General features: G+C 71.8%; 22 protein-coding genes. 10 read left to right on the forward strand and 12 right to left on the reverse strand.

The genetic code is table 11. The features are described 5' to 3' along the window. The first annotated feature begins 2 nt into the window (after positions 1-2). Both OHA68_RS29855 and OHA68_RS29860 read left to right on the forward strand, forming a co-directional pair. Positions 3-698, forward strand: a complete 696-nt coding sequence (locus OHA68_RS29855) for an endonuclease/exonuclease/phosphatase family protein (protein WP_327103240.1) — start codon at positions 3-5, stop codon at positions 696-698. Between the two features lie 37 nt (positions 699-735). Then, positions 736-1,848, forward strand: a complete 1,113-nt coding sequence (locus tag OHA68_RS29860; protein ID WP_327103241.1) for a hypothetical protein — start codon at positions 736-738, stop codon at positions 1,846-1,848. Positions 1,849-1,909: 61 nt separating this feature from the next. Here the strand turns inward: OHA68_RS29860 and OHA68_RS29865 are convergent, their stop codons facing one another. Beyond that, entirely contained in the window at positions 1,910-2,383 is a 474-nt protein-coding gene (locus OHA68_RS29865) for a hypothetical protein (RefSeq protein ID WP_327103242.1), read from the reverse strand. Positions 2,384-2,428: 45 nt separating this feature from the next. Next, positions 2,429-3,187, reverse strand: coding sequence for an alpha/beta hydrolase (locus OHA68_RS29870; RefSeq protein ID WP_189143320.1), 759 nt, complete (start codon positions 3,185-3,187; stop codon positions 2,429-2,431). A 146-nt stretch (positions 3,188-3,333) separates the two neighbouring features. Here OHA68_RS29870 and OHA68_RS29875 point away from each other — a divergent pair, with 146 nt between their 5' ends. Further along, on the forward strand, positions 3,334-4,035 hold the full coding sequence (locus tag OHA68_RS29875) for a lysophospholipid acyltransferase family protein (protein ID WP_189143321.1): 702 nt from the start codon (positions 3,334-3,336) through the stop codon (positions 4,033-4,035). A gap of 4 nt (positions 4,036-4,039) precedes the next feature. Here OHA68_RS29875 and OHA68_RS29880 read toward each other — a convergent pair whose 3' ends face one another. Then, a complete protein-coding gene (locus tag OHA68_RS29880; protein ID WP_189143322.1) occupies positions 4,040-4,495 on the reverse strand; it encodes a MarR family winged helix-turn-helix transcriptional regulator in 456 nt (151 codons plus the stop codon). 81 nt (positions 4,496-4,576) lie between these two features. Here OHA68_RS29880 and OHA68_RS29885 point away from each other — a divergent pair, with 81 nt between their 5' ends. Further along, on the forward strand, positions 4,577-5,005 hold the full coding sequence (locus OHA68_RS29885) for a DoxX family protein (RefSeq protein ID WP_327103243.1): 429 nt from the start codon (positions 4,577-4,579) through the stop codon (positions 5,003-5,005). A gap of 141 nt (positions 5,006-5,146) precedes the next feature. On the opposite strand, the gene mmuM is transcribed toward OHA68_RS29885, so the two are convergent. The 3 genes from mmuM to OHA68_RS29900 form a co-directional block, all read right to left on the reverse strand. Then, positions 5,147-6,013 (reverse strand): homocysteine S-methyltransferase, encoded by an 867-nt coding sequence (mmuM, locus tag OHA68_RS29890; RefSeq protein ID WP_327103244.1) that lies wholly within the window; start codon positions 6,011-6,013, stop codon positions 5,147-5,149. Positions 6,014-6,290: 277 nt separating this feature from the next. After that, positions 6,291-8,573 carry a VIT domain-containing protein gene (locus OHA68_RS29895; protein ID WP_327103245.1) on the reverse strand — a complete coding sequence of 761 codons (2,283 nt, stop codon included), beginning with the start codon at positions 8,571-8,573 and terminating at the stop codon, positions 6,291-6,293. Continuing rightward, entirely contained in the window at positions 8,570-9,181 is a 612-nt protein-coding gene (locus tag OHA68_RS29900; protein ID WP_327103246.1) for a helix-turn-helix domain-containing protein, read from the reverse strand. Before OHA68_RS29900 ends, OHA68_RS29895 begins: the two co-directional genes overlap by 4 nt. Positions 9,182-9,269: 88 nt before the next feature. On the opposite strand from OHA68_RS29900, the gene OHA68_RS29905 reads away from it, so the two are divergent. Then, a complete protein-coding gene (locus tag OHA68_RS29905; RefSeq protein WP_327103247.1) occupies positions 9,270-9,737 on the forward strand; it encodes a Dps family protein in 468 nt (155 codons plus the stop codon). A 243-nt stretch (positions 9,738-9,980) separates the two neighbouring features. Continuing rightward, positions 9,981-11,021: an alkaline phosphatase PhoX gene (locus OHA68_RS29910; protein WP_327103248.1), complete on the forward strand. Its 1,041-nt coding sequence runs from the start codon at positions 9,981-9,983 to the stop codon at positions 11,019-11,021. 118 nt (positions 11,022-11,139) lie between these two features. Here the strand turns inward: OHA68_RS29910 and OHA68_RS29915 are convergent, their stop codons facing one another. Continuing rightward, complete coding sequence (locus OHA68_RS29915; RefSeq protein ID WP_327103249.1) at positions 11,140-11,733, reverse strand: TetR/AcrR family transcriptional regulator; 594 nt, start codon at positions 11,731-11,733, stop codon at positions 11,140-11,142. Between the two features lie 95 nt (positions 11,734-11,828). Between OHA68_RS29915 and OHA68_RS29920 the strand changes: the two genes are divergently transcribed. Continuing rightward, positions 11,829-14,006 (forward strand): MMPL family transporter, encoded by a 2,178-nt coding sequence (locus tag OHA68_RS29920; protein ID WP_327103250.1) that lies wholly within the window; start codon positions 11,829-11,831, stop codon positions 14,004-14,006. On the opposite strand, the gene OHA68_RS29925 is transcribed toward OHA68_RS29920, so the two are convergent. Beyond that, positions 13,975-14,886 carry a bifunctional helix-turn-helix transcriptional regulator/GNAT family N-acetyltransferase gene (locus OHA68_RS29925; protein ID WP_327103251.1) on the reverse strand — a complete coding sequence of 304 codons (912 nt, stop codon included), beginning with the start codon at positions 14,884-14,886 and terminating at the stop codon, positions 13,975-13,977. The genes OHA68_RS29920 and OHA68_RS29925 overlap by 32 nt on opposite strands. 22 nt (positions 14,887-14,908) lie before the next feature. On the opposite strand from OHA68_RS29925, the gene OHA68_RS29930 reads away from it, so the two are divergent. Together OHA68_RS29930 and OHA68_RS29935 are read left to right on the forward strand one after the other, a co-directional pair. Beyond that, positions 14,909-15,823, forward strand: coding sequence for a lactonase family protein (locus OHA68_RS29930; RefSeq protein ID WP_327103252.1), 915 nt, complete (start codon positions 14,909-14,911; stop codon positions 15,821-15,823). 186 nt (positions 15,824-16,009) lie between these two features. Then, entirely contained in the window at positions 16,010-17,383 is a 1,374-nt protein-coding gene (locus OHA68_RS29935) for a N,N-dimethylformamidase beta subunit family domain-containing protein (protein WP_327103253.1), read from the forward strand. On the opposite strand, the gene OHA68_RS29940 is transcribed toward OHA68_RS29935, so the two are convergent. The 4 genes from OHA68_RS29940 to glpK all read right to left on the reverse strand — a co-directional run bounded on the left by OHA68_RS29940 (position 17,378) and on the right by glpK (position 21,314). After that, the gene (locus OHA68_RS29940) at positions 17,378-18,115 is read right to left on the reverse strand and encodes a Clp protease N-terminal domain-containing protein (RefSeq protein WP_327103254.1); all 738 of its coding nucleotides are present in this window, start codon (positions 18,113-18,115) and stop codon (positions 17,378-17,380) included. The genes OHA68_RS29935 and OHA68_RS29940 overlap by 6 nt on opposite strands. Before the next feature lie 31 nt (positions 18,116-18,146). After that, positions 18,147-18,968 carry a type I methionyl aminopeptidase gene (gene map / locus OHA68_RS29945; RefSeq protein ID WP_327103255.1) on the reverse strand — a complete coding sequence of 274 codons (822 nt, stop codon included), beginning with the start codon at positions 18,966-18,968 and terminating at the stop codon, positions 18,147-18,149. Positions 18,969-19,140: 172 nt separating this feature from the next. Beyond that, positions 19,141-19,680 carry a DinB family protein gene (locus OHA68_RS29950; protein WP_327103256.1) on the reverse strand — a complete coding sequence of 180 codons (540 nt, stop codon included), beginning with the start codon at positions 19,678-19,680 and terminating at the stop codon, positions 19,141-19,143. Between the two features lie 173 nt (positions 19,681-19,853). Continuing rightward, positions 19,854-21,314, reverse strand: coding sequence for a glycerol kinase GlpK (glpK, locus tag OHA68_RS29955; RefSeq protein ID WP_327103257.1), 1,461 nt, complete (start codon positions 21,312-21,314; stop codon positions 19,854-19,856). A 115-nt stretch (positions 21,315-21,429) separates the two neighbouring features. On the opposite strand from glpK, the gene OHA68_RS29960 reads away from it, so the two are divergent. Next, the gene (locus OHA68_RS29960) at positions 21,430-22,455 is read left to right on the forward strand and encodes a 6-phosphofructokinase (protein ID WP_327103258.1); all 1,026 of its coding nucleotides are present in this window, start codon (positions 21,430-21,432) and stop codon (positions 22,453-22,455) included. Positions 22,456-22,550 lie beyond the last annotated feature (95 nt).

The following is a 22,550-nucleotide window of genomic DNA, read 5'->3' on the forward strand; positions in this document are numbered from 1 at the left end:
CGGTGACCGTCAGGGCCGCCACCTACAACGTGCGCGGCCTGCGGGACAGCGTCCCGGCCCTGCGGCGGGTGATCACCGCCATGCGCGCCGACGTGGTGTGCCTCCAGGAGGCGCCCCGGCTGCTCAACTGGCGGGCCCGGCGCCGGGACCTGGCGGCCGGGTGCGGCCTGCGGGTCGCGGCGGGCCGCAGGCGCGGCGGCGTGGCCGTGCTCACCGGCCCCCGCGTCCGGGTGCTGCACGCCGAGAGCCACCTGCTCAGCGTCATCGCCGGCCTGGAGACCAGGGCGCTGGCCGTCGCCGTGGTCGCGGTCGAGGGGGTCCGGCTCGCCGTCGGCTCCCTCCACCTCGACCTGCGCGAGGCGGCCAGGCTCCGGCACGCCACCGAGGCGATGGCGCTGATGCGGCGCGCGGCCGCCAGGTTCGACGCCGGGATGCTGCTCGGCGGCGACTTCAACGAGCACCCGCCCCAGCCCACCTGGCGCTACCTCGCCGCTCAGCTCACCGATTGCTACGCCGCCGCGCCCAGCGGGGACGGGCTCACCTTCACCGCCCGGCGGCCCCAGCATCGCATCGACGCGCTGTTCGCCACGCGCGACCTCCGGGTCGTCTCCTGCGGTGGCGTGGCCGCCGCGAACGCCGACCTGACCGAGGCGAGCGACCATCTGCCGGTCCTCGCCGAGTTGCGAGTTGTCCCGTAACGGGCAATCGACGCCGCTCACCCAATAGCATTTGCTCATGACCCGTCGCACTCTGCGGCGTGCGCTCACCTTGATCCTGGCGACGTCCGTGGCCCTGCCTGCGGCTTCACCCGCCGCGCACGCCGACCCTCGCCCCGCCGCCATCGACGCCTGGCAGGAGTCGAGCACCGCCCGCCTCACGGCCGACGGATCGCTGTCCGACGTGCTGGCCCTGTCCTCCGGCGACGTGTGGGCGGTCGGCCAGCAGCAGATCTGGGACGTGTGGAAGAACCGCGGCACGATCCGCCACTGGAACGGCGAGCGCTGGAGCGAGGTCGCCATCCGCGACTCCACCGGCGCCGGCAACCTGCGCGCCGTCTCCGCCTCCGCGCCCGGCGCGGTCTGGGCGGCCGGGGACGGCCACGACGGCCTGCCCTACCTCGTCCGCGGCGACGTGAACGGTTTCGACCGGGTCAGGCCCGAAGGGCTGCGCAGCGGCGACTGGCTCGGCGGCGTGCACGCCGGGAGCGGGCGCGTGGTGGCGGTCGGCAGCCGTGACGACAACGGCCTCATCGTCGGCCTGCATGAGGGCGAGTGGACCTTCCAGGTCACCAAGGAGAAGGGCGCGCTCTACGCGGTGGCCGGCGCGTTCGCCGTCGGCGACACCGGCACCGCGCCGCTGATCATGCACCAGTCCGGCGGCACCTGGAAGTCCATGCCGGTGCCGTCCATCCCGGGCGGCTACCTGCGCGACATCCAGGTCGACAGCGGCAAGCGCGCGCTGGCCGTCGGCGGCGTCTATCGCGGCCCCGGCAAGGTGGAGCCGCTCGCGCTCACCTGGAACGGCAAGCGCTGGCGGCAGCTGCCGCTGCCGGTCCGGTCCGTGCGCCTGTACGGCGTCACGGGCGACGGCAAGGGCCGCTACTGGATCTCCGGGTACGATCCGGGGCGTGCGGCGAAGGCGTTCATGCTGCGCTGCGAGAAGCGCTCGTGCGAGGTGATCCGCGGCGGAGAGGTGGCGGGCAGGAGCAGCGTCAGGCTGCAGGCGGTCACCTATCTGGCGGGCAAGCAGGCGGTGTGGGCGGTCGGGCACGCCGTGGACGGCAAGGAGCGCTACACCGACGTGGTGGAGTCCTTCGGGCCCGGTGTCCCCGAGCCCGCGAAGTCCTAGCCCGCCCTACAGAACCGCTTCATCGTCATGGTCATCGTCATGGTCATGGTCATCGTCCCGGTCACAGGACCGCTCCGTCGTCCCAGCCGCCGTCGTTGCCGGGTGGGCCGTCGCCCATCCGCACCACCAGCGCGACGAAGCCGCCGATGAACGCGGCCACGGCGGTGAACAGCACCCAGCCCTCCATGTGCCAGTCCGCCACCGCGGCGAACAGCAGGTAGGCGGGGCCACCGAACAGCGCCACCCACGCGAGCTTGGTCGTCAGGTCCAGCTTGGGCAGCGGGGGCGGCTCGGGCGGCACGAAGTGCCCCTCGCTCTGCTCCTCGTCCTCCTCCTCGGACTCCTGGTCGGCCTCGTCCCGCTCACCGGCCGGCTCGTCGAACTCCTCCGGGGGCTTGACCACCCGGCGCAGAGGCTCGGCGGGGACGTTCTCGCTGTCCGGCCATGGCTGATCGGCCGAGTCGCGCTCGGCGGTGTCGTTGAAGGACGCGACGATCTGCCGCCAGACCTCGTCCTCGTCACTCTGGGGCGTCACTAGATCGGCCTCTCCGCAGCGATCGCGACTTCCCCCTGGGCGCGATCAGTCCCTCTGCAAGGGTACCGAGGCATGTGTCCGGATGAAGTCGAGGCTCCCGGCAAAGATCCTGTCGGCATCGTTGTCCAGCGTCGCAACATGGTAGCTATCGGTAAGCTCCTCGATCGTGGCCTGAGGCACCTTCTGGCGAATGATCGCCACGCTTTTCGGTTTCACCACGTGGTCCTCTGTGCTGTGGAAGACCAGCAGCGGCTGCACCACCTTGCCGAGATCGGCCTGGACCAGCGACCACAGCTCGGGCAGCGACGCCGCCGCCTTCACCGGAGTGCGGGCATAGGCCAGCTCGGTCACTCCCGGCTTCTTCACATCGTTGGCCACCCCCGGCACTGACGCGATGAACCACTTGAGCACCGGCGCCAGCCGCAGCAGCGGCACGTCGTTGGTGATCGAGGGATTGACCACCATAACGCCTCTGATCGCCTCGCCGTGCACCTCGGCCAGCCGCAGCGCCAGGCAGCCGCCCATGGACAGCCCCGCCACGAACACCTCCGCGCAGCGGCCCTGGAGGTCCTTGAACGCCTTGTCGACCTCGGCGTACCAGTCCTCCCACCGGGTGTGGTTCATCTCCTGCCAGGTGGTGCCGTGTCCGGGCTGGCGGGGCAGCGACACGCTCACCCCGTGCCCGGCCAGGTGCTCGGCCCACGGCCGGAGCGACTGCGGGGTGCCGGTGAAGCCGTGGCACAGCAGCACACCGACCTCGCCTGCTTGATGGTGGTACGGCTCAGCGCCCGGCATGAGCGGCATAACAGCTCCTCCACGCATTTTCATCCCTGAACTGCCCGATCGTCGCACGATCCGGGGCAATTGTGCGAGCACTGGTGTATGAGCATCGGGGTCTAGGTGGAATGATGACTACGCTTGCGACCAAAGCATGAGGAAGAGGTGGCCGGGTGTTGTACTGGGTGGTCAAGGCCATCTTGGGGCCGATCCTCCACATCGTCTTCCGCCCATGGGCCGAAGGCGTCGAGAACGTGCCCAAGCAGGGGCCGGCCATCCTGGCCGGAAATCATCTGTCTTTCGCCGACCATTTCTTCGGCCCGCTGAATCTGCGCCGCAAGGTCATCTCACTCGGTAAGTCCGACTACTTCACCGGCCGTGGCATCAAAGGCTACCTCAGCAGGCTGTTCTTCAGCGGGGTCGGCACGGTGCCGATCGACCGCTCGGGCGGTAAGGCGAGTGAGGCCGCGCTGCGCACCGGCCTGCGCGTGCTGGGCGAGGGCCACCTGCTCGGCATCTATCCGGAGGGCACCCGCTCGCCCGACGGCCGCCTCTACAAGGGCAAGACGGGCGTCGCCCGGCTGGCGCTGGAGTCGCGCGCGCCGGTGATCCCGTGGGCGATGATCCACACCTTCGAGATGATGCCTCCGGGCCAGCACCTGCCCAAGCGCGGCATCCGGCCCGGCGTCAGGTTCGGCAAGCCGCTGGACTTCTCCCGCTACTACGGGATGGAGGAGGACCGGCTGGTGCTGCGCGCCGTGACGGACGAGATCATGTACGCCCTGATGGAGCTGTCGGAGCAGGAGTACGTCGACAAGTACGCCGCCAGCGCCAAGGTGGAGATGGAGCGCGAGGCCCGCGCCGCCGGCGGCTGAGGGGTCACCGGCGCAGCGCCTGCTCCGTCTTGCGCATGGCGGTGGTCATCGACTCGAGCTCTTCCCGGGTGAGCTGGTCGATCAGGTAGGCGCGCACCACGTCCACGTGGCCGGGGGCGACCCGGCGCAGGCACTCCAGCCCGGCTTCGGTGATCACGGCCAGGACGCCCCGCTCGTCGGACGGGCAGGTGGTCCGCTGGACCAGCCCTGCTTTCTCCAACTGGGTGATCTGGTACGTCAGCGCGCTTTTGGACGCCACGACGACCCGAGCCAGCTCTGACATGCGCATCTGTCGGCCCGGTGCCTCCGCCAACCACACCAGGACCTCGTATTGTGGATGGGTCAGCCCGGCGGCCGACTTGAGCTGCTCCTCGATGCGCCGTTCGAGCAGATGTGTGGTGGACACAAAGGCGCGCCAGGCCGCCATCTCGGTCGCGTCCAGCCACCGGGTCTCTGTCACGGGCCAATGGTACTGGTTGTTCAGTTTTGTCCCCCAGGCTAACCTACTGGTTCAAATCTGAACAAACAATGAGGAGTCAAAATGTATGACCAGGCACGTAATGTCTCGCTGCTGCTGGCGCGAGTGGCCATCGGGGTGATCTTCCTGGTGCACGGCTACCAGAAGTTCGCCACCATGGGCATCGCCGGCACCACCAAGTTCTTCGAATCGATCGGGATCCCGCTCCCCGGCCTGGCCGCCCCGCTGGTCGCGGTGCTCGAAGTGGCCGGCGGGATCGCGCTCATCCTCGGCGTCGCGCTGCCGATCGCCGGCACGCTGCTGGCGCTCGACATGGTGGGCGCGATCCTGTTCGCGCACCTGCCCGCCGGGTTCTCCGTGGCCGAGGGTGGCTACGAGTTCGTCCTGGCGCTCGCCGCGGCCAGCCTGGCCATCGGCTTCACCGGCGGTGGCGCCCTGGCCCTGGACGCGGTGCTCGGCCGCCGCCGTGGCGCGGCGTCCCTGTCCGCCTGACCGGCGTCCTCAGTCCCTGGCCCGCCTGGCCGGCGCCCCTCGGCCCTGGCCCGCCTGGCCGGCGACCCCTCGGGCGTGGCCCGCCTGTCCCGGGCGGGCCACGCCGCGGCTTCGGAGCCGCCCGCGCCCCTCGTCCGGCGATCAGGACAGGTGCGCGCGGATCTGCCTGATGTGCTTAGGAGTGGTACGACAACAGCCGCCGATCAGTGAGGCGCCCGCCGCCTGCCACTCCTTGGCCGCCTGACCGTACTCCACCGGGTCGGCCGCGCCCCGCCACCGCCGCCGCCCGGCATCCCAGGTCTCGCCCGAATTGGGGTAGACCACCACGGGCAGCATCCCGGTGAGCGAGGCGATCAGACCGGGGATGTGACGCGGCGCCGTGCAGTTGGCGCCCACCGCCACCACCTGCGAGTCACCGGTGAACAGCGCGGCCGCCTCGGTGATCGGGGTGCCGTCGCTGAGGTGGGCGGCGTCACGGCAGGAGAAGCTCACCCATACCTTGACCGAAGGCGTCTCGGCCAGCAGCCTGACCAGAGCCCTCGCCTCGGGGTAGGAGGGGATGGTCTCGCAGGCCAGCAGGTCGGCCTCTGACGAGGCGAGGATCTCCCAGCGCGGCCGGTGCCAGGCGACCAGGCCGTCCTCGTCGAGGTCGTAGTCGCCGGTGTATTCGGCGCCGTTGGCCAGACAGGCGCCATAAGGGCCGATCGAGGCCGCCACCAGACCGCTGCCCGCCTCGTCGCGGGCCTGCGCCGCCAGCTCCACCGACAGCCTCATCAGCCGCTCCGCCCGCGCCACGTCCAGCCCCTTGCGGGCGAAGCCCGGGAAGGAGGCCTGATAGCTCGCGGTCGTGGCCACGTCCGCCCCGGCGGCGAAGTAGGCCGCGTGCGCGCTCCGGATGAGCGCTGGATCCTCCAGGAGCAGCCGAGCCGACCAGAGCTCGTCGCCGAGATCGGCGCCGAGTGCTTCGAGTTGGGTGGACAGGCCACCGTCGAGGACGAGTGTGCTCACCCATCCAGAGTATGGTCCCGGCACCGCTGCCCGGCCCCATGAGCCGGCCGATCTAGGCCCCGCTTGACCTGGCGGCTCACGGGTCCGGCCACCTGTGAGCGACACCCACCAGGCCGGGGACGGGGACGTTTCGGCGACGCCCCCGGCCGGGGCCGGGGGCGTTTCGAACGAACGGCTGGGCGTGTCGGACCGGGCAGGTCAGGGCGTTCTCCAGAAGGGGCGCCGGGATGCGTCAGGCCGGGCAGGTCAGACGCGTGTCCAGAAGAGGCGCGGTGCGTCAGGGGCGTTTCCAGAAGGGGCGGCGGGGGGCGTCAGGTTCGGCCGCCGGTGCGCCTCCGGTCAGGGAGGTGAGGACCTGGACGGCGCGCAGCCGCAGCGCCTCGGGGTCGGCGCCCGGTCGCTCGGCCGCCTCGAGCTCGCGGGCCAGGGCGGCGAGCTCGGCATGGCCGCCGAGGAAGGTCGCCAGCGCCGCCAGCCGGGAGCCGAGGTCGGCCAGGTAGAGCACGTCCGGGGCACCCAGCGCCTTGAGCCGGTCCAGCTCCGCGACGAGCTGCGCCCGTACCGTGTCCAGGCCGTGCGTCGCCGGGCGAGGCGGCGCGGACCGGGCGAACATCGGCGCGCGCGGGTGGCCGCCCGGCATCCCGGCGGGCGGCGGAGCCGGCGCGCCGAGGGCGGCGGAGATGCCAGGATCGGGCACCGCCATGGGGCCCCGGGGAGGCGACGCGGCCATCGCGGCGAAACCGAAGGACAGAGGCGCGCTCGCCGGCTGCTCCCAGCCGCTCGGCGGCTCCACCGGCTGGATGACCCGGTGCTCCGGGCCGCCCTCGGCGACCTGCCGGGTGTCGACCGCCACGTAAGCGGTGAACCGGCACAGCACGCCGTACTCCAGCGAGACGCGGACGATCTCCGGCTCCAGCTGGTGCTCGCCCATGGCGTACCGGTCCTCCAGCTCACGCAGGTGAGCGCGGGCCCAGACGGCGCGGATGGCCGGGTTGTCCACGACGGTGCCGGCCACGCCCTGCTCCCACGGCGCTCCCGCCGCCAGCCCGCGCACGGTCACCGACGAGCCGCCCCGGTAGCGGCCGTGCACCCGCAGCGGCACGCCGGGGAAGATGGAGCCCAGGTGGGTGACCGTACCCGGCTCGATGTCGAGGTCCTTCAGCGACAGGTCGGTCACCAGCGGCGCGCCGATCCGCCGGTGGATCTGCTCCATGGCGGCGTCCAGCCGGTCCTCCGACTCCACCAGCTCGCAGCGGCCCGCGCCGAGCCCGGCCAGCCGGCCGAGGAAGGCGGCGTTCACCGCCCGGTCGATGCCGACCGCGTGCACCCGCATGGCCGACAGCGCCCCGCCGGCCTGCTCCAGGATCTGGTCCTCGTCGCCCACCTGGCCGTCGGTGACCAGCACCACGACCCGCTCCCTGTCCTGCGGGCCGTCCAGCAGGGCGATGGCTTGGCGCAGCGGCTCCAGCAGCTCGGTGCCGCCCCGGGCGTCCACCCGCGCCAGGTGCTCGACCGCGCGGTAGCGCGCCCGGTCGGACCCCTCGGCGAGCCCTTCGAAGGCGGACTCCACCACCGAGTCGAAGGTCAGCACCGCGAAACGGTCCTGCGGGGTGAGCGTGTCCACGATGCGGGCGGCCGCCCGGCGCGCGGCGACCATCTTCCAGCCGCCCATGCTGCCCGACCGGTCCAGCAGCAGCACCAGGTCGCGCGGCCGGCGGGCCGCCTCCAGCGCCGGCGGCACGACGGTCAGCGCGAACGTGCCCGCGCCGTCCAGCTGCAACGACGTGGACGCCTCGAACGTCGCCCGCAGGATGAAGTCGCGGTCCAGCCGCTCGCCCGGGCGCAGTCGTACGGTGCCGGCCTCCTCCTCCACCACGTGCAGGCTGGAGGCCAGCTCCCGCAGCTCCAGCCCGCCCGCGTCCACCGTGGCGGTGAGGCTGAGCCGGACCGGGGCGGGGAATCCCGGCAGCAGCACCGGGGGAGTGATCCGGGAGGCGTCGGGCACCGCGTCGGTGTCGGGCGCGGTGCCGTCACCGGCGGGCGGGCCGTCGATCGGGTCGCCGGGGATGTAGCGCGGCGCGACGACCAGCGGGAAGCGGAAGGTGGCCGCCCCGTCCTCGTACGGCAGCGGCTGGCTCATCGTCAGCCTGATCGTGACCCGCTCGCCGGGCAGGATGTTGCCCACCCTGATGGTGAACACGTCGGGGCGGTCCTCCTCGGCGATCGCCGCCCGCCTGCCCTCACCCAGCGCCCGGTCGTAGTCGGCCCTGGCCTGGCCGCGCTCCTTGAGCACGCCCTCGATCACCCGGTCGTCCGCCTCCATGGTGAACGCCGTCACCGCCGCCCGGTCAGGCAGCGGGAAGACATAGGTGGCCTCCAGCGTGACGTCGAACGGGTTGCGGAACCCCTGCGTCACCTCGACCCCGGCGTCGAGCCCGGAGATGCGGGCGGCCACGTCGACGCTGTCCAGCGGCAGATTGCCGCGCTCGGTCCGCAGCGCGCCGAACCCGGCGTCGGGCAGCGGTGCGCATCGGGCGGGCTCGAGCGACGTGATCCTCATGTCAGTTTCCTCTCATCGAGCACCGCGAGCAGCGGTCCGGCCGCCGCGAGCAAGGCTTGTACGTCGTCCTTCGTCGGGGTGCGACCGGCGCCGTCGAGCAGCAGCGTCACACCCCCGCCCAGCCGGATCCCGCGCACCGGCGCCCCCACACCGTCGGGCGCGCCGCTGTGCCGTGCCGGGCCGTCCTCGGCCACGGGCGTCGGGTTCTTCCGGGCGGTGGTCCCGGAAGTCCTGGTCCAGAACCTGGTCTTCTGGCCGCTCCGCGGCGCGGCCGCGGGCTGTGCCGTCGGTCGCGCCGGCACGGAGCCGGCGGCCTCTTCCAGCATCGTGTCCGTCGCCCCCGCCAGGGTCGCCTGGATGTCGGCGATGGACATCCCGCCGGCCTGCAGCCGTTTGACGGCCACGAGTTGGAGCAGGTGACGCCTGCTGTACCGGGCGATCCTGCCGCGTCGCGACAGCGGCGGGTCGACGAGCCCGATCGTGGTGTACCACCTGATCAGGCGCTCGCCCGGCACCTCGCGGACCCGGCCGTTGAGCGACTGCCCGTGCGCGCGCAGCGCGTCGGCCGCGTGCTCCGCCAGCTCGCCGATGGTCCAGGTGTCGCTCATACCTCCACAGTGACACTGTCACTATTGCACTGTCAAGGATGGTGCTGACCAGGGGAATGAAGGCCGGATCAGCGGGGAGGGGTACGGCATGGCTACGATTTCCGGCCCGCTCACGGGTGACGACAAGACCACCACCGTCCAGGCGCTGCAAGGTGCCCTCATGGACCTGATCGACCTCTCCCTGGTCGCCAAGCAGTCCCACTGGAACGTCATCGGCTCCCACTTCCGGCCGATCCACCTGCAACTGGACGAGGTCACCGACCTCGCCCGCGAACACGCCGACACCGTCGCGGAGCGGATTGTGGCGCTGGGCGCCAACCCGGACGGCCGTGCCGCCACCATCGCCAAGTCCACCAAGCTCCCGCAGCCCGAACTCGGCTGGATCGAGGACGGCAAGGTGGTGGCGACCTTCACCGATCTCCTCGACGGGATCAGCAGGCGGATGCGCGAGCGCATCGACGCCACCGAAGAGTCCGACCAGGTCACGCAGGACATCCTGATCGCCGTGACCCAGGACATCGAGAAGCAACGCTGGATGTTCCAGGCACAGCGCTGAGCGCACCCGCCGAGCCCGGAGTCCCCGGCTCCGGGCTCCCGCATGCCCGGCTCACCTCTCACGGGTTATGCGGGAAGAGCCTGCCTCAGCCCCATGCATCCGCAGGCGTGAGGTGGGCGCTGGTTCGTCGTGCTGCGACAGGGGATGTACGGCGGGTGAGTTTCCACGGTGTTCGATCCCGGTAACCCCTGCCATTCATGTCCGTGCGGTCGACTAGCGTGGCATCTAGAGGGAGGCCTGACGATGTCCCGCAAGACTCTTCTGCGCGCGGGCCCGCTCTGGCAGGGCGGCGAGAGCCCGTACGGCCCGATCGGGCAGCCCGGCCCTGTGGGCGGCCTGGCGCTTCCCGCCGGTTTCGGCGGCAGGGTGGTGGCCCGGTCCGGGTACAAGGTGGCCGGGCTGACCTGGCACGCCGAGCCGGACGGCGGTGCCTGCTTCCCTGACGGCGCGGGCTGGATCTACGTGTCCAACTCCGGCCTGTCGCTGGTCGGTGGCGCCTCGGCGCTGCGCTTCCGGTCCGGCGGCTCGATCGGTGACGCCTACCGCATCCTGTCCGGCACCGAGCTCAACCGGTCGGGCGGGGCGACGCCCTGGCACTCCTGGCTCTCCTGTGAGCTCGGCCCTCGCGGGCGCGTCTTCGAGTGCGACCCCTACGGCACGCGCGCGGCCCGGCCCCGGCTCACCATGGGGCGCTTCAAGCACCAGGCGGCCGCCTGCGATCCGGAACGGCAGGTGGTCTACCTGACCGAGGGTGAGCGTGACGGCTGCTTCTACCGGTTCAGGCCGGAGGACTGGGGCGACCTGACCGAGGGCACGCTGGAGGTGCTGTGCGCCTCCGGCGCCTGGGAGCCGGTGCCGTCGCCGGCCGCCCTGCTGAAGGGGACGCGCCACCAGGTGCGGGGCGCGCGCCGCTTCGACGGCGGCGACGCCTGCCACTACGCGGGCGGCGTCTGCTTCTTCACCACCCGTGGCGACGGCGCGCTGTGGGCGTACGACGCGCGGACCTCGACACTCGACCGGATCGCCTTCGGCGGCGTGGCCGGGACCGTGGCCATCACCTCCGCACCGTCCGGCGACCTCTACCTGGCCCGGCGGGGCGGCCGGATCGACGTGGTCACCCCGGACCGGACGGTCGCGCCGTTCCTCAGGCTCGACGGGCCGGCGGGCGCCGAGCCGACGGGGCTGGCGTTCACGCCCGACGGCGACCGGCTCTACTTCTCCGCCAGGCGGGGTCGCGCAGGCAGCGACACGTTCGAGGTCACGGGCCCCTTCCGCGATGCCTAGCCTCCGGCACGTTCGAGGTGGCCGAGCCCTCCGCGACGCTTAGGGCTCCGGCATGTTCGAGGTGGCGGGCCCCTTCCGCTCCGGCGACTTCCAGACGGCCGAGCCTTTCCCGTGACGCCTAGGCCAAGTAGCGGGTCAGTGCGACCTTGAGTTCGTCCACCAGTTCGCCGGCGCGCTCGGCGGTGGCCGCGGACACCAACGGCATGACGGCCTTGACCATCGCCACGGCCATGGTCCCCATCAGCAGGGCGCGGTCCTCGGCCAGGCCGGGGGAGCGGCGCCGGAGCAGGGCGGCCACCTGCTGGGCGATGGCGTCGTGCAGCACTTGGGCGGCCGTGGCCAGCTTGTCGCCGGTGGCGCTGCCGTACAGGAGAGACCAGTAGGCGGGTGAGCGGCCCTTGAAGGCGACGCTCTCGTCCACGACCCGGCCGACCAGCGTCTCCAGCGGCACCTCGGGGGTGACGGCGGTGAGTGTCGCGTCCCAGAACTCCTGCCGCTCGACGGTGTAGCGGGACACCAGGGCGTCGAGGATCTCCTCCTTGTTGCGGAAGAACTGATACAGCGAGCCCGGTGACAGGCCCGCCCTGGCGGCGACCTGGTTCGTGGTCATCTCCGGATAGCCCACCTCGGCGATCATGAGCTCCGCCGCGTCGAGGATCTCCGCCATGCGCTTCAGCCCGCGTGCCTGCCGGCGCACCGTGCGCTCAGCCATGGGGCATCACGTTGACAAATACGAGCATTTACTTGTATTCCTTGGCCGAGGGATGAAACACGAGTAGTTTACCGGGTTTTGCTGAGGGATCGAGGGTGGACGTGCTGATCACGGAGAGGCCGCCGGTGCGCGAGGAGGCCGGGCCGCCGCTGCGCAGGCTGGGGTTCATCCTGGTGAGACGGCGGCGGGCGGTGCTGGGACTGGCCTTGGCGCTGGCGGTCGTGGCGGGAGTGCTCGCCGCGGGGACGGTGCCCCGGATGTCGCTGTCCAGGTTCGAGGCCCCCGGATCGGAGTCCGACCGGGCGCAGGCCGAGCTGGTCGAGCGGTTCGGCACCGGTAGCGCCGACATGATCTTCCTGGTGACCGCGAGGCGGGGGACGGTCGACGACCCCGAGGTCGCCGCGGCAGGGCAGGAGCTGGTCGAGCGGGTCGCACGGCATGAGGGCGTGGCGGAGGTCGAGACCTACTGGAGCCGGGGCAGACCCGCCACCATGCGCAGCGGCGACGGCGAGCACGCGCTGATCCTGGTGCGTATCCCGGGCGACGCCGACCACGTGCGGGCGACGGTGCTGCCCGGACTCGTGACCGCGATCACCCGGGGCGGTGAGCTGCTCCAGGTCCGCGCCGGAGGCGGCGAGGAGGTCTTCAGGGCCACCGTGCCCCTGGCCAGGCAGGACTTCGTGCGAGCCGAGCTGGTGATCTTCCCGCTGGCCTTCGCGCTGCTCTGGCTCTACCTGCGGCGCGCGCTGGCCGCGCTGGTGCCGATCCTGGCCGGCGTGTTCGCCATGGCCATCGCGCTGGCCCTGCTGCGCATCCCCCTGCTGTTCGTGGACGTCTCCACCTTCGCCCTGAACCTGACCCTCGCGATGGGCCTGGGACTCGGCATCGACTACTGCCTGTTCGTGATCTCGCGATTCCGTGAGGAGGTGCGCGCCGGGCGGGACCGGGCCGCGGCCGTCGCCGGGGCCGTGGAGCACGCCGGGCGGACGGTGCTCTTCAGCGGGATCACGGTCGCCGCGTCGCTGGCCGTGCTGTTCGCGCTGCCGTTCGACTTCCTGCGGTCCTTCGCCTTCGCGGGCATCGCCGTGGTCGTCGGCGGCCTGGTCGCGGCCGTTGTCGTGCTGCCCGCGGTGCTCGCCACGATCGGCGGCGCGCTGCTGCCGCGGCGTGCGGCGAGCGTGCGGGGAGCCGAATTCTGGCACGGGCTGGCCGTCCGGGTGATGCGGCGGCCGCTCCTGTACGGCGGGCTGGCCACGACGCTGCTGCTCGTCCTGGCGGCACCGTTCCTGGGCCTGCGCCTGGGCACCGCCGACGACCGGATCCTGCCGCCGGACGCCCCGCCCCGGCAGACGCAGGAGATCATCAGGCAGAGCTTCCCCGCCGAGGAGACCGACGCCGTGCGGATCGTCTCCAGCGGCCCCACCGGCCAGGACGTGACGGGCTACGCGAGTGAGCTGTCACGGGTTCCGGGAGTCGCCCAGGTGGACTCCGCCGCGGGGGTCTTCGCGGGCGGACGGCGCGTGGGCGACGGCGACGTGTCGAGGTTCGCCGGAGGCGAAGGCGCCTGGCTGTCGGTGGTGCCCTCGGCCCGGGCGCTGGCCGGCGACCCCGTCCGGTTCGTCGACGCGGTGCGCGCCGTCCAGCCGCCCTTCGAGGTGCTCATCGGCGGTTACCCGGCCGAATTGGCCGACTACCGTGCCTCGGTGGTCGATCGGCTGCCGCTGCTGCTCGGGCTGATGCTCGGCGTGACGTTCCTGGTGCTGCTGCTCATGACGCGCAGTGTGATCCTGCCGGTCAAGGCGATCATCCTGAACGTTCTCAGCCTGGGCGTCATGTTCGGCGCGCTCGTCTGGGTCTTCCAGGAGGGCAATCTGTCCGGGCTGCTCGGCTTCACCCCGACCGGCACGCTCGACCCGAGCATCCCGATCCTCATGCTCTGCGTGGCCTACGGGCTGTCGATGGACTACGAGGTCTTCCTGCTGTCGCGGATCAGGGAGGAGTACGACCGGACCGGCGACACCGAGGAGGCCGTCGCCTCCGGGCTCCGGAACGGCGCCCCGCTGATCACCGCCGCGGGCGGGATCCTGGCGCTCACGTTCGCGGCCTACGCCACGGCCTCGGTGTCGTTCGTGCAGATGCTAGGCGTCGGCATGGCGGTCGTGGTGCTGGTGGACGCGACCGTGATCCGGGCGGTGCTGGTGCCGAGCCTGATGCGCCTGGCCGGGCCGCTGAACTGGTGGCCTAGAGGTCGCGTGACCACATCTGCTCGTTGACCTCGACTCCGTTCTCCACACCCTGCTCCTGCGAGTCGAGCTCGAACCCGGTCGCCTGGTAGATGCGCCGCGCGCTCACCAGGCTGTCGCGGGTCCACAGCACGATCCGCTTGTAACCCTCCGCCTTGGCGTGCCGCAGGCACTCCTCGACCAGCCGGCCGCCCAGGCCGAGCCCGCGGGCGGACGGCTCGACCAGCAGCAGCCGCAGCTGCGCGGTGGTGTCGTCGCGGCGTACGCAGAACACGGAGCCCGCGCGCGCCGTGCCGGCCTCGGCGATCCAGCACGCGTCGTGTGCCTGGTCGAAGTCGGCGACGATGCGCGCGACGGTGCGCTCGAAATCCATCCCCCAGCCGTACTCCTCGGCGTAGAGCGCGCCGTGCCGCTGGACGACCCAGCTCAGGTCGCCGGCCCGGGGTGGCCTGATGAGGGTTTGCGGGCGTTCGGCGGGCGCGTCGAGCAGGCTTCTGATCGTTCGCATGCCGGTGACCAGCCGCTCCTGACCGTCCTCCGGCAGCCTGTCGAGCAGCCGCTGGACCTCCTCGCTGGAGCGCCTGTCGAGGGTGGCGAACGCCTCGGCGCCGGCCGCGCTGAGCCGTACGAGCTGCTTGCGCGCGTCGGTGGCCGAGCGCTCCTTGATGATCAGCCCGTCGCCGTCGAGCCGCGCCAGGATCCTGCTCAGGTAGCCCGCGTCCAGGTCGAGCAGCCCGCGCAGCTCGCCGGTCTCCAGCCGGTCGGCGTGCGCGACCTCGTACAGCACCCTGCCCTCGGTGAGGGAGTAGGGGGAGTCGTGCATGCCGGACTGCAGGACGCCGATGACCTTCGTGTAGAAGCGGTTGAAGGCGCGGACCTCAGAGATCCTTGCCTCAGTCAACAAATTCATTGCCTCAGTCAAGCATGAGAAGATGCCCCTTGTGAAGAGGCACCTCTACATAGGCGGCTACGGCCCCGGCATTGTGACGATCGGCGAGGGGCTGACGAGGCTCGCCTCGCCGTCGTTCCTGGCCCGACACCCCTCGCTGCCCATCGTCTACGCGGTGGGGGAGCTCTCCCAGGGCTGGATCACCGCGTTCGGCGCCGAGGGCGGGCTCTCGCCGTGGGACGAGCGCGCCACCGGGGGTGACAGCCCTTGCCACGTCGCGGTGCACCCGTCCGGCACGCTGCTCGCCGTCGCCAACTACGGTGACGGCGTCGCCAGCCTGCACCGGCTCGACGCACGTGGGTTGTTCGAGGGTGAGCCGATCGTGCTCCGCCACCAGGGCTCCGGGCCGGTCGCGGACCGTCAGGAAGGCCCGCACGCTCACCAGTGCGTCTTCCACGACGACCTGCTGCACGTCTCCGACCTGGGCACCGACGAGATCCGCCGCTACACGCTCGACGGCGCCGAGCCGGCGCCCATCGCGCTGCCGCCCGGCACCGGCCCGCGCCACTTCGCCTTCGCCGGCTCCCGGCTCTACGTGGCCGGCGAGCTCGACGGCAGCGTCACGCTCCTGGACGGGACGCGGACCACCCGTGTGCCGGCCTCCGCGAGCGGGGCCGCCAACGCGCCGTCCCACCTGGAGGTCGTCGGTGACCTGGTGTACGTGGCCAACCGCGGCCCCGACACGATCTCCGTGCTGTCGGCCGACGACCTGAGCCCGGTGGCGGAGGTGCCGTCGGGCGGCGCGTGGCCCCGGCACTTCGCCGTGCACGGCGAGCACCTGTACGTCGCCAACCAGAACTCCGGTGGGGTCGCGGTGTTCACGCTGAAAGACGGCGTCCCGGAGCCGACGGGAGAGGTCCTCGAGGTGGAGAGCCCCTCCTGCGTGCTGCCCGGATAGGGGGTGGGTCCGACACCGTCACGGCGGTCGCGCCGCAGGACGGTATCCACGAGCCGACCGGGCAGGCGTACGAGGTAAAGAGCCCGTCCTGCGTGCCGCATCCCTGAGCCGGGGTTCGACCCGGAACGGGTAAGGACTTCGCGACGGGCGGGCGCCCAGCGGGGATGGGCGTGAGCATGGGTGCTCGTGCGCTACGTCCTCGCCGCCCTTGTCCTGCTGGCCGCCGGTTGCGGCGCCTCCTCCGTGCCTGTCGTCCCTGGGTCGGCCCCGGCGTCCGTCCCCGCTTCCGGACGCGCCGCGCCCGTGCAGGCGCCGCCCGCCGAGCCCACGCCGTGGCGCATCACCGAACGCGGTGGCGAGCACGAGATCGAGGGCTACGCCGACCGCGTCAGCGTGCTGCCGGGGGAGCGGTTCCGGCTGCTCGTCTCCACCACCGCGCCGCGTTTCACCGCGTCGGCGTTCCGGATGGGCGCCCTGCCGGTGAGGGTCTGGCGCTCCCCGCGGACCGGCGGGATACGGCAGCCGTCGCCGCGGATCGTCGAGGGCATGGTGACCGCCGCCCACTGGAAGCCCTCGCTCACCGTCGACACCACCGGCTGGGCCGAGGGTGCCTACCTGGTGCGGCTGGACGCCTCCACGGGCGGCCAGCGCTACGTCCCGATCACCGTGCGTTCGGCCTCGGCTGAGGGCCGGGTGGTGATCCTCAATGCGGTCACCACCTGGCAGGCGTACAACCTGTGGGGCGGCCGCAGCCTGTACAGCGGGCCCGGGGGATACGACGACCGGTCCCGCAAGGTCACCTTCGACCGTCCCTACGACGGCTCGGGCGCCCGGCTCTTCCTCGACTTCGAGCGGAACGCCATCCGGACGGCCGAGCAGAGTGGGGTGCCGCTGGCCTATCTGACGAGCCTCGACCTGCGGCCCGGCGCGCTGCGTGGCGCCCGGGCCGTGGTGTCGCTGGGGCACGACGAGTACTGGTCGCCGGCGATGCGGGAGGCCATCACCCGGGCCCGCGACGGTGGCGTGAACCTGGCCTTCCTCGGGGCCAACGCCATCTACTGGCGGATCGGGCTGCACGGCAGGATGATCATGTGCGACAAGGAGGCCCAGTGCCCGCTCTGGCGGCAGTCGAAGCCGGAGAGCGGGCTGGTCGGGCAGATGTACGACTGCTTCCCGGCCGAGGCGACCTACCGGGTGAGCAAGCCGGGCCACTGGATCTTCGAGGGAACCCGGGGCACGAGCTTTCCCGGGCTGGTCGGCGTAGAGACCGACAAGGTTTCGTCCGGCTCGCCGGACAACATCCAGGTGCTGGCCGAGTCGCCGGTCGACTGCGGCGGCCGGGCGACCGTGAGCCACAGCACCTACTACGTCGCCCCCAGCGGCGCCAGAGTGTTCGCCTCCGGCACGATGCGCTGGGTGTGCGGCATGAAGGGTGAGGCGTGCGGCCACGGTGTGACGCGGGCGGCCGCCGCCTTCACCCGCCGCGCCACACTCAACCTGCTGACCAGGTTCGCCAAGGGACCGGCCGGGCCGGCCGGTGTCCCGCGCCGGGGATCATGAGGGGCTTCCCTCCGCCCGCGTGATGGCGTCGAGCATCCGCCCGATCTCCCGCTCGGCCGGCCCCTTGGTCACGCCGAGCCCGGCGAGGGCCGTGACCGCCGGATCGTCCTCCATCGTGAGGGCGGCGAGCAGCAGGTGCTCGGTGCCCACGTAGTTGTGGCCGAGCCGCAGCGCCTCGCGGACCGTCAGCTCCAGCACCTTCCTGCCCCGCGCGCTGAACGCCGGTGGGCCGGCCGGCGGCTCGGCGGCGGGGCCGAGCGTGGGCTCCACCGCCTTCCTGACCGCGCCGAGCGTGACGCCGAGCGCCGCCATGGCCCTGGCGGCGATCGCCTCGGGCTCGTGCAGCAGGCCGAGGATAAGGTGGCCGACGTCGATGTGGTCGTGGCCGGCCCCACGGGCCTCCTCCTGCGCCCGCACGATGACGCTGCGGGCCCGGTCGGTGTAACGGGCGAAGTTGCGCAGGTCGTCGGCCAGTGAGCCGGAGCCGCCCTCCTTGGGCACGAACCTCTTCTGCGCCGCCTGCTTGGTGACGCCCATGCTGCGGCCGATGTCGGTCCAGGAGGCTCCGGCGTGCCGGGCGCGATCGACGAAGTGGCCGATCAGGTGGTCCGCCACTTCGCCGAGGTGCTCGCCGAGCGTGACGGCGTCGGACAGCTCACCCAGGGGATCGCTGTCGGGGTGGCGGCTTCTGACCGCCTGGATCAGGTCGTCGAGACGAACGTTTCTCTCCATGCGTCAACCGTAGGTTGACGATGCCCAATCGTCAACCTACGGTTGACGGGTGACTGGCGGAATCACCCCTCGTTGCGGGGGTCTCCGCTTCGCGCCGGGTGAGGACCAAGGCGGCGTCCTCGGTGATGGCGACCGTGTGCTCGGAGTGGGCGGTGCGTGAGCCGTCGGCCGACCGGATGGTCCAGCCGTCGGCGTCGTAGACGATCCGGTCGGTCGTACGGGCGAACCAGGGTTCGAGCGCGAGGGCCAGGCCCGGCCGGAGCGTGAGGCCGCGCCCCGCCCGGCCCTTGTTCGACACGTGGGGCCCCTCGTGCATGGTGCGGCCGATGCCGTGGCCACCGAACTCGGTGTTGACCGGATAGCCGTAGTCGTGGGCCACCGCCCCGATGGCCGCCGAGAGGTCACCCACGCGATTGCCCGGACGCGCCACCTCGATCGCCGCCTCCAACGCCTCCTCGGTGGCACGGATGAGCCGCAGGTCCTCCTCGGCGGCGGTGCCGACGACGACCGTACGCGCCGAGTCGGCCACCCAGCCGTCGACGCTGACCGCGAGGTCCGCGCTGAGCACGTCGCCGTCGCGCAGCGTGTAGTCGTGGGGCAGGCCGTGCAGGACGGCGTCGTTGACCGACAGGCAGATGACGTTGCGGAACGGGCCGCTGCCGAAGGACGGCGCATAGTCCCAGTAGCACGACTCCGCCCCACGCCGTTCGATCATGCCGCGTACGTGGCGCTCCAGGTCCAGGAGGTTGACGCCCACGTCAGCGAGCCGGCCGACCTCGGAGAGCACCTCGGCGACGAAGCGCCCGGCCACGTGCATGCGTTGGATCTCCGCAGGCGTTTTCAGTTCGATCATGAATACCTCAAGCCACGGGGTGTTGGTATAGTTATACCAGCAGCCTAACACTCGCCGGTATAATAATACCAACCACATGGCTGGGAGCATGGTCGGCCGACCGCTCGCAGCCGCGCGGATCGAAGCCGGCGGGCGCCACGCGCGAGCGCGTCGCCTGTGGTCCCCCGCTGCGTCACTCCCCGGTGCTCCCGTCCACCGATTCCCGGAGCAGGTCGGCATGGCCGTTGTGCCGCGCGTACTCCTCGATCATGTGCAGCAGGATCCAGCGCAGGCTGGGCGCCCGGCCGTCCGGCCAGGTGCGCCGGGCGGGCTGGTCCAGGCCGCCCTCGGCCAGCGCCTGGGCCACCAGGGCGCGGGAGCGGGCCACGGTGTCCTGCCAGAGCTCCAGTAACTGCTCGGGAGTGTCCTGCGCGGCCGAGTGCCAGGCCCAGTCGGGGTCGGCCGTCCAGTCCACCGCGTTCCACGGCGGCTGCCGGTCACGCCCGTGCAGCCACCGGGAGAACCAGGATTCCTCGACGTGGGCCAGGTGCTTGAGCAGCCCGCCCAGGGACATCGCCGAGGGCCCGACGGTGACGCTCAGGCCGGCCGCGTCGAGTCCCGCGCACTTCCACGCCAGGGTCGCGCGCTGGTAGTCCAGGAACCCGAGAACGGTGCCGGTCTCATCAGCCGTGAGGGGAGGCTCCGGGCGGCCCTGCTCGTCCACGTCTACCATGGGCGGTGAGTCTATCGGCGGCCTCAGCACCTGGCCAGAGGCCGATGGCACGTCATGACGAGCCGACTCGACGGCCGCGCCACCGCTCGTAGGTCACGAAGCCGGCTTGACGGCCGCGCCACCGCTCGTACGTCACGAAGCCGGTTCGACGGCCGCGCGCCACCGCTCGTACGTCACGACGGATGGGTCGAAGCCAGTTCGACGGCCGCGCGCCACCGCTCGTACGCCTCGTCGTCGCGGCCGCCCGGCTCGAAGCGGCGGTCGAGCTGCCAGGTCTTGCGCAGTTCGTCGCGTGACCCCCACACGCCCGCACCCAGCCCGGCCAGGAACGCCGCGCCCAGCGCCGTGGTCTCCTGGATCACCGGCCGTTCCACGGCCGTGCCGAGCTGGTCGGCCTGGAGCTGCATCAGCAGGTCGTTGCCGCTGGCCCCGCCGTCGGCCTTGAGCACCGGTGCTCCGTCGGTCATCACCTCGACCACGTCCCGCACCTCGAACGCGATCGCCTCCAGCGTGGCCCGGACCAGGTGCGCCCTGGTCGTGCCCCGGGTGATCCCGGTGATCAGGCCGCGCGCCCGCGGGTCCCAGTGGGGCGCGCCGAGCCCGGTCAGCGCGGGCACGAACACCACGCCGCCGCTGTCGCGCACGGTGCGCGCCACCGCCTCCGACTCGGCCGCCGTGCCGATCAGGCCGAGCCCGTCACGCAGCCACTGCACCGCGGCCCCGGTCACGAAGATCGACCCCTCCAGCGCGTACGTGCGCTCGCCGGAAGGCGCCTGCCAGGCCACCGTGGTCAGCAGCCCGGCCCGCGAGCGGACGATCTCCGTGCCGGTGTTGGTCAGGATGAACGAGCCCGTCCCGTAGGTGCACTTCACCTCGCCCACGCCGTAGCAGGTCTGCCCGAACAGCGCCGCCTGCTGGTCGCCCGCCACCCCGCTGATGGGCAGGTCGAGCCCGAGGAACGCGCCCGGATCCGTCCTGCCGAGCGGGCCGAAGTTGGGCACGATCGACGGCAGCGCCGCCTCTGGCACGCCGAACAGCTCGCACAGCTCGGGCTCCCAGGTGCCGGAGCTCAGGCCGTACAGCAGGGTGCGGGAGGCGTTGGACGGGTCGGTCACGTGCTGCGCGCCCGCGGTGAGGCGGGCGATGAGGTAGGAGTCGACGGTGCCGACCGCGACCTGCCCCGAGGTGACGCCCTGCCAGGCGCGCGGGTCGTGCGCGGCGATCCAGGCGAGCTTGGAAGCGGTGAAGTAGGGGTCCAGGCGCAGGCCGGTCAGCTCCGACACGCGCGGTTCGTGGCCCCGCGCGCGCAGGTCCTCGCAGATCGCGGCGGTGCGGCGGTCCTGCCAGACGATCGCGCGGCGGGGCGCGGCCAGCGTCCGGCGGTCCCACAGCACCGCCGTCTCCCGCTGGTTGGTGATCCCGACACAGGCCGGGGTGGCCGAGGCCGCCGCGAGGGCCGTCGCGCAGGCGCTCAGGGTGGCCTGCCAGATATCCTCGGGATTGTGCTCAACCCAGCCGGGCTCCGGGAAGTGCTGGGCGAACTCTTCGTAGCCACGGGCCTCGATCCGGCCGTCCTCGGTCACCACCAAGGCGGTGACCCCCGTCGTTCCCGCGTCGATGGCCAACACGCTCACGAAATCGCCTCCAGGACTGGTTTCGGTCGGTACGCTCTGGTTTGGTCTAGACCAGTGCCCGACGGTACGGGCACAATGCGATTCTGGTCGTGAACCCCATCGGGAGGAACCCGTCATGCGTATCGGAGTGCTCACCGGAGGTGGCGATTGCCCCGGTCTCAACGCTGTGATCAGAGCCGTCGTCCGGAAGGGCGTGAGCGTTTACGGCCACGAGTTCGTCGGCTTCCGTGACGGCTGGCGAGGCCCGCTCGAAGGCGAGACGATGCCTCTGGACATCCAGGCCGTACGCGGCATCCTGCCCAGGGGCGGCACCATCCTCGGCTCGTCGCGCACCAACCCGATCAAGATCGAGGGTGGCGTCGACCGGATCAAGGAGAACCTCGCCTCGAGCGGCGTGGACGCGCTGATCGCCATCGGCGGCGAGGACACGCTCGGCGTGGCCAGGCAGCTCTTCGAGCGCGGTGTCCGGGTGGTCGGCGTCCCCAAGACCATCGACAACGACCTGTCGGGCACCGACTACACCTTCGGCTTCGACACCGCCGTCAACATCGCCACGGAGGCCATCGACCGGCTGCACACCACCGCCGAGTCCCATCACCGGGCGCTGATCTGCGAGGTCATGGGCAGGCACGCCGGCTGGATAGCGCTGCACGCGGGCATGGCCGGTGGCGCCAACGTCATCCTCATCCCGGAGAAGCCGTTCGACATCGACCGGGTCTGCGAGTACGTCGAGTCGCGCTTCCGCACCCGCTACTCGCCGATCCTCGTCGTGGCCGAGGGCGCGCACCCGGTCGAGGGGCAGATGGAGCTGCAGGCGGGCGAGCTCGACGCGTTCGGGCACGTGCGCCTCGGCGGCATCGGCGAGATGCTGGCCAAGGAGATCGAGAAGCGCACCGGCAAGGAGGCCCGCACCACCGTGCTCGGCCACATCCAGCGCGGCGGCACCCCCACCGCGTTCGACCGGGTGCTGGCCACCAGGTTCGGGCTGCAGGCGATCGACGCGGTGCACGAGGGTGAGTACGGGACGATGGTCGCGCTGCGCGGCACCGACATCGTCCGGGTCGGCCTCGACGAGGCGACGGCCGAGCTCAAGACCGTGCCGGTGTCGCGTTACGCCGAGGCCGAGGTGTTCTTCGGCTGATTGAAAGTGGCTTGCAAGCGGGCGGCCGTAGCTTGAGGACCAGCGGGTTTCCGCTGAAACCCCCTCAGGGTACGGCTTGCGCCGCGGAGAGTCGG

It is taken from the genome of Nonomuraea glycinis (assembly GCF_035920485.1).
Classification (GTDB): Bacteria; Actinomycetota; Actinomycetes; order Streptosporangiales; family Streptosporangiaceae; genus Nonomuraea; species Nonomuraea glycinis.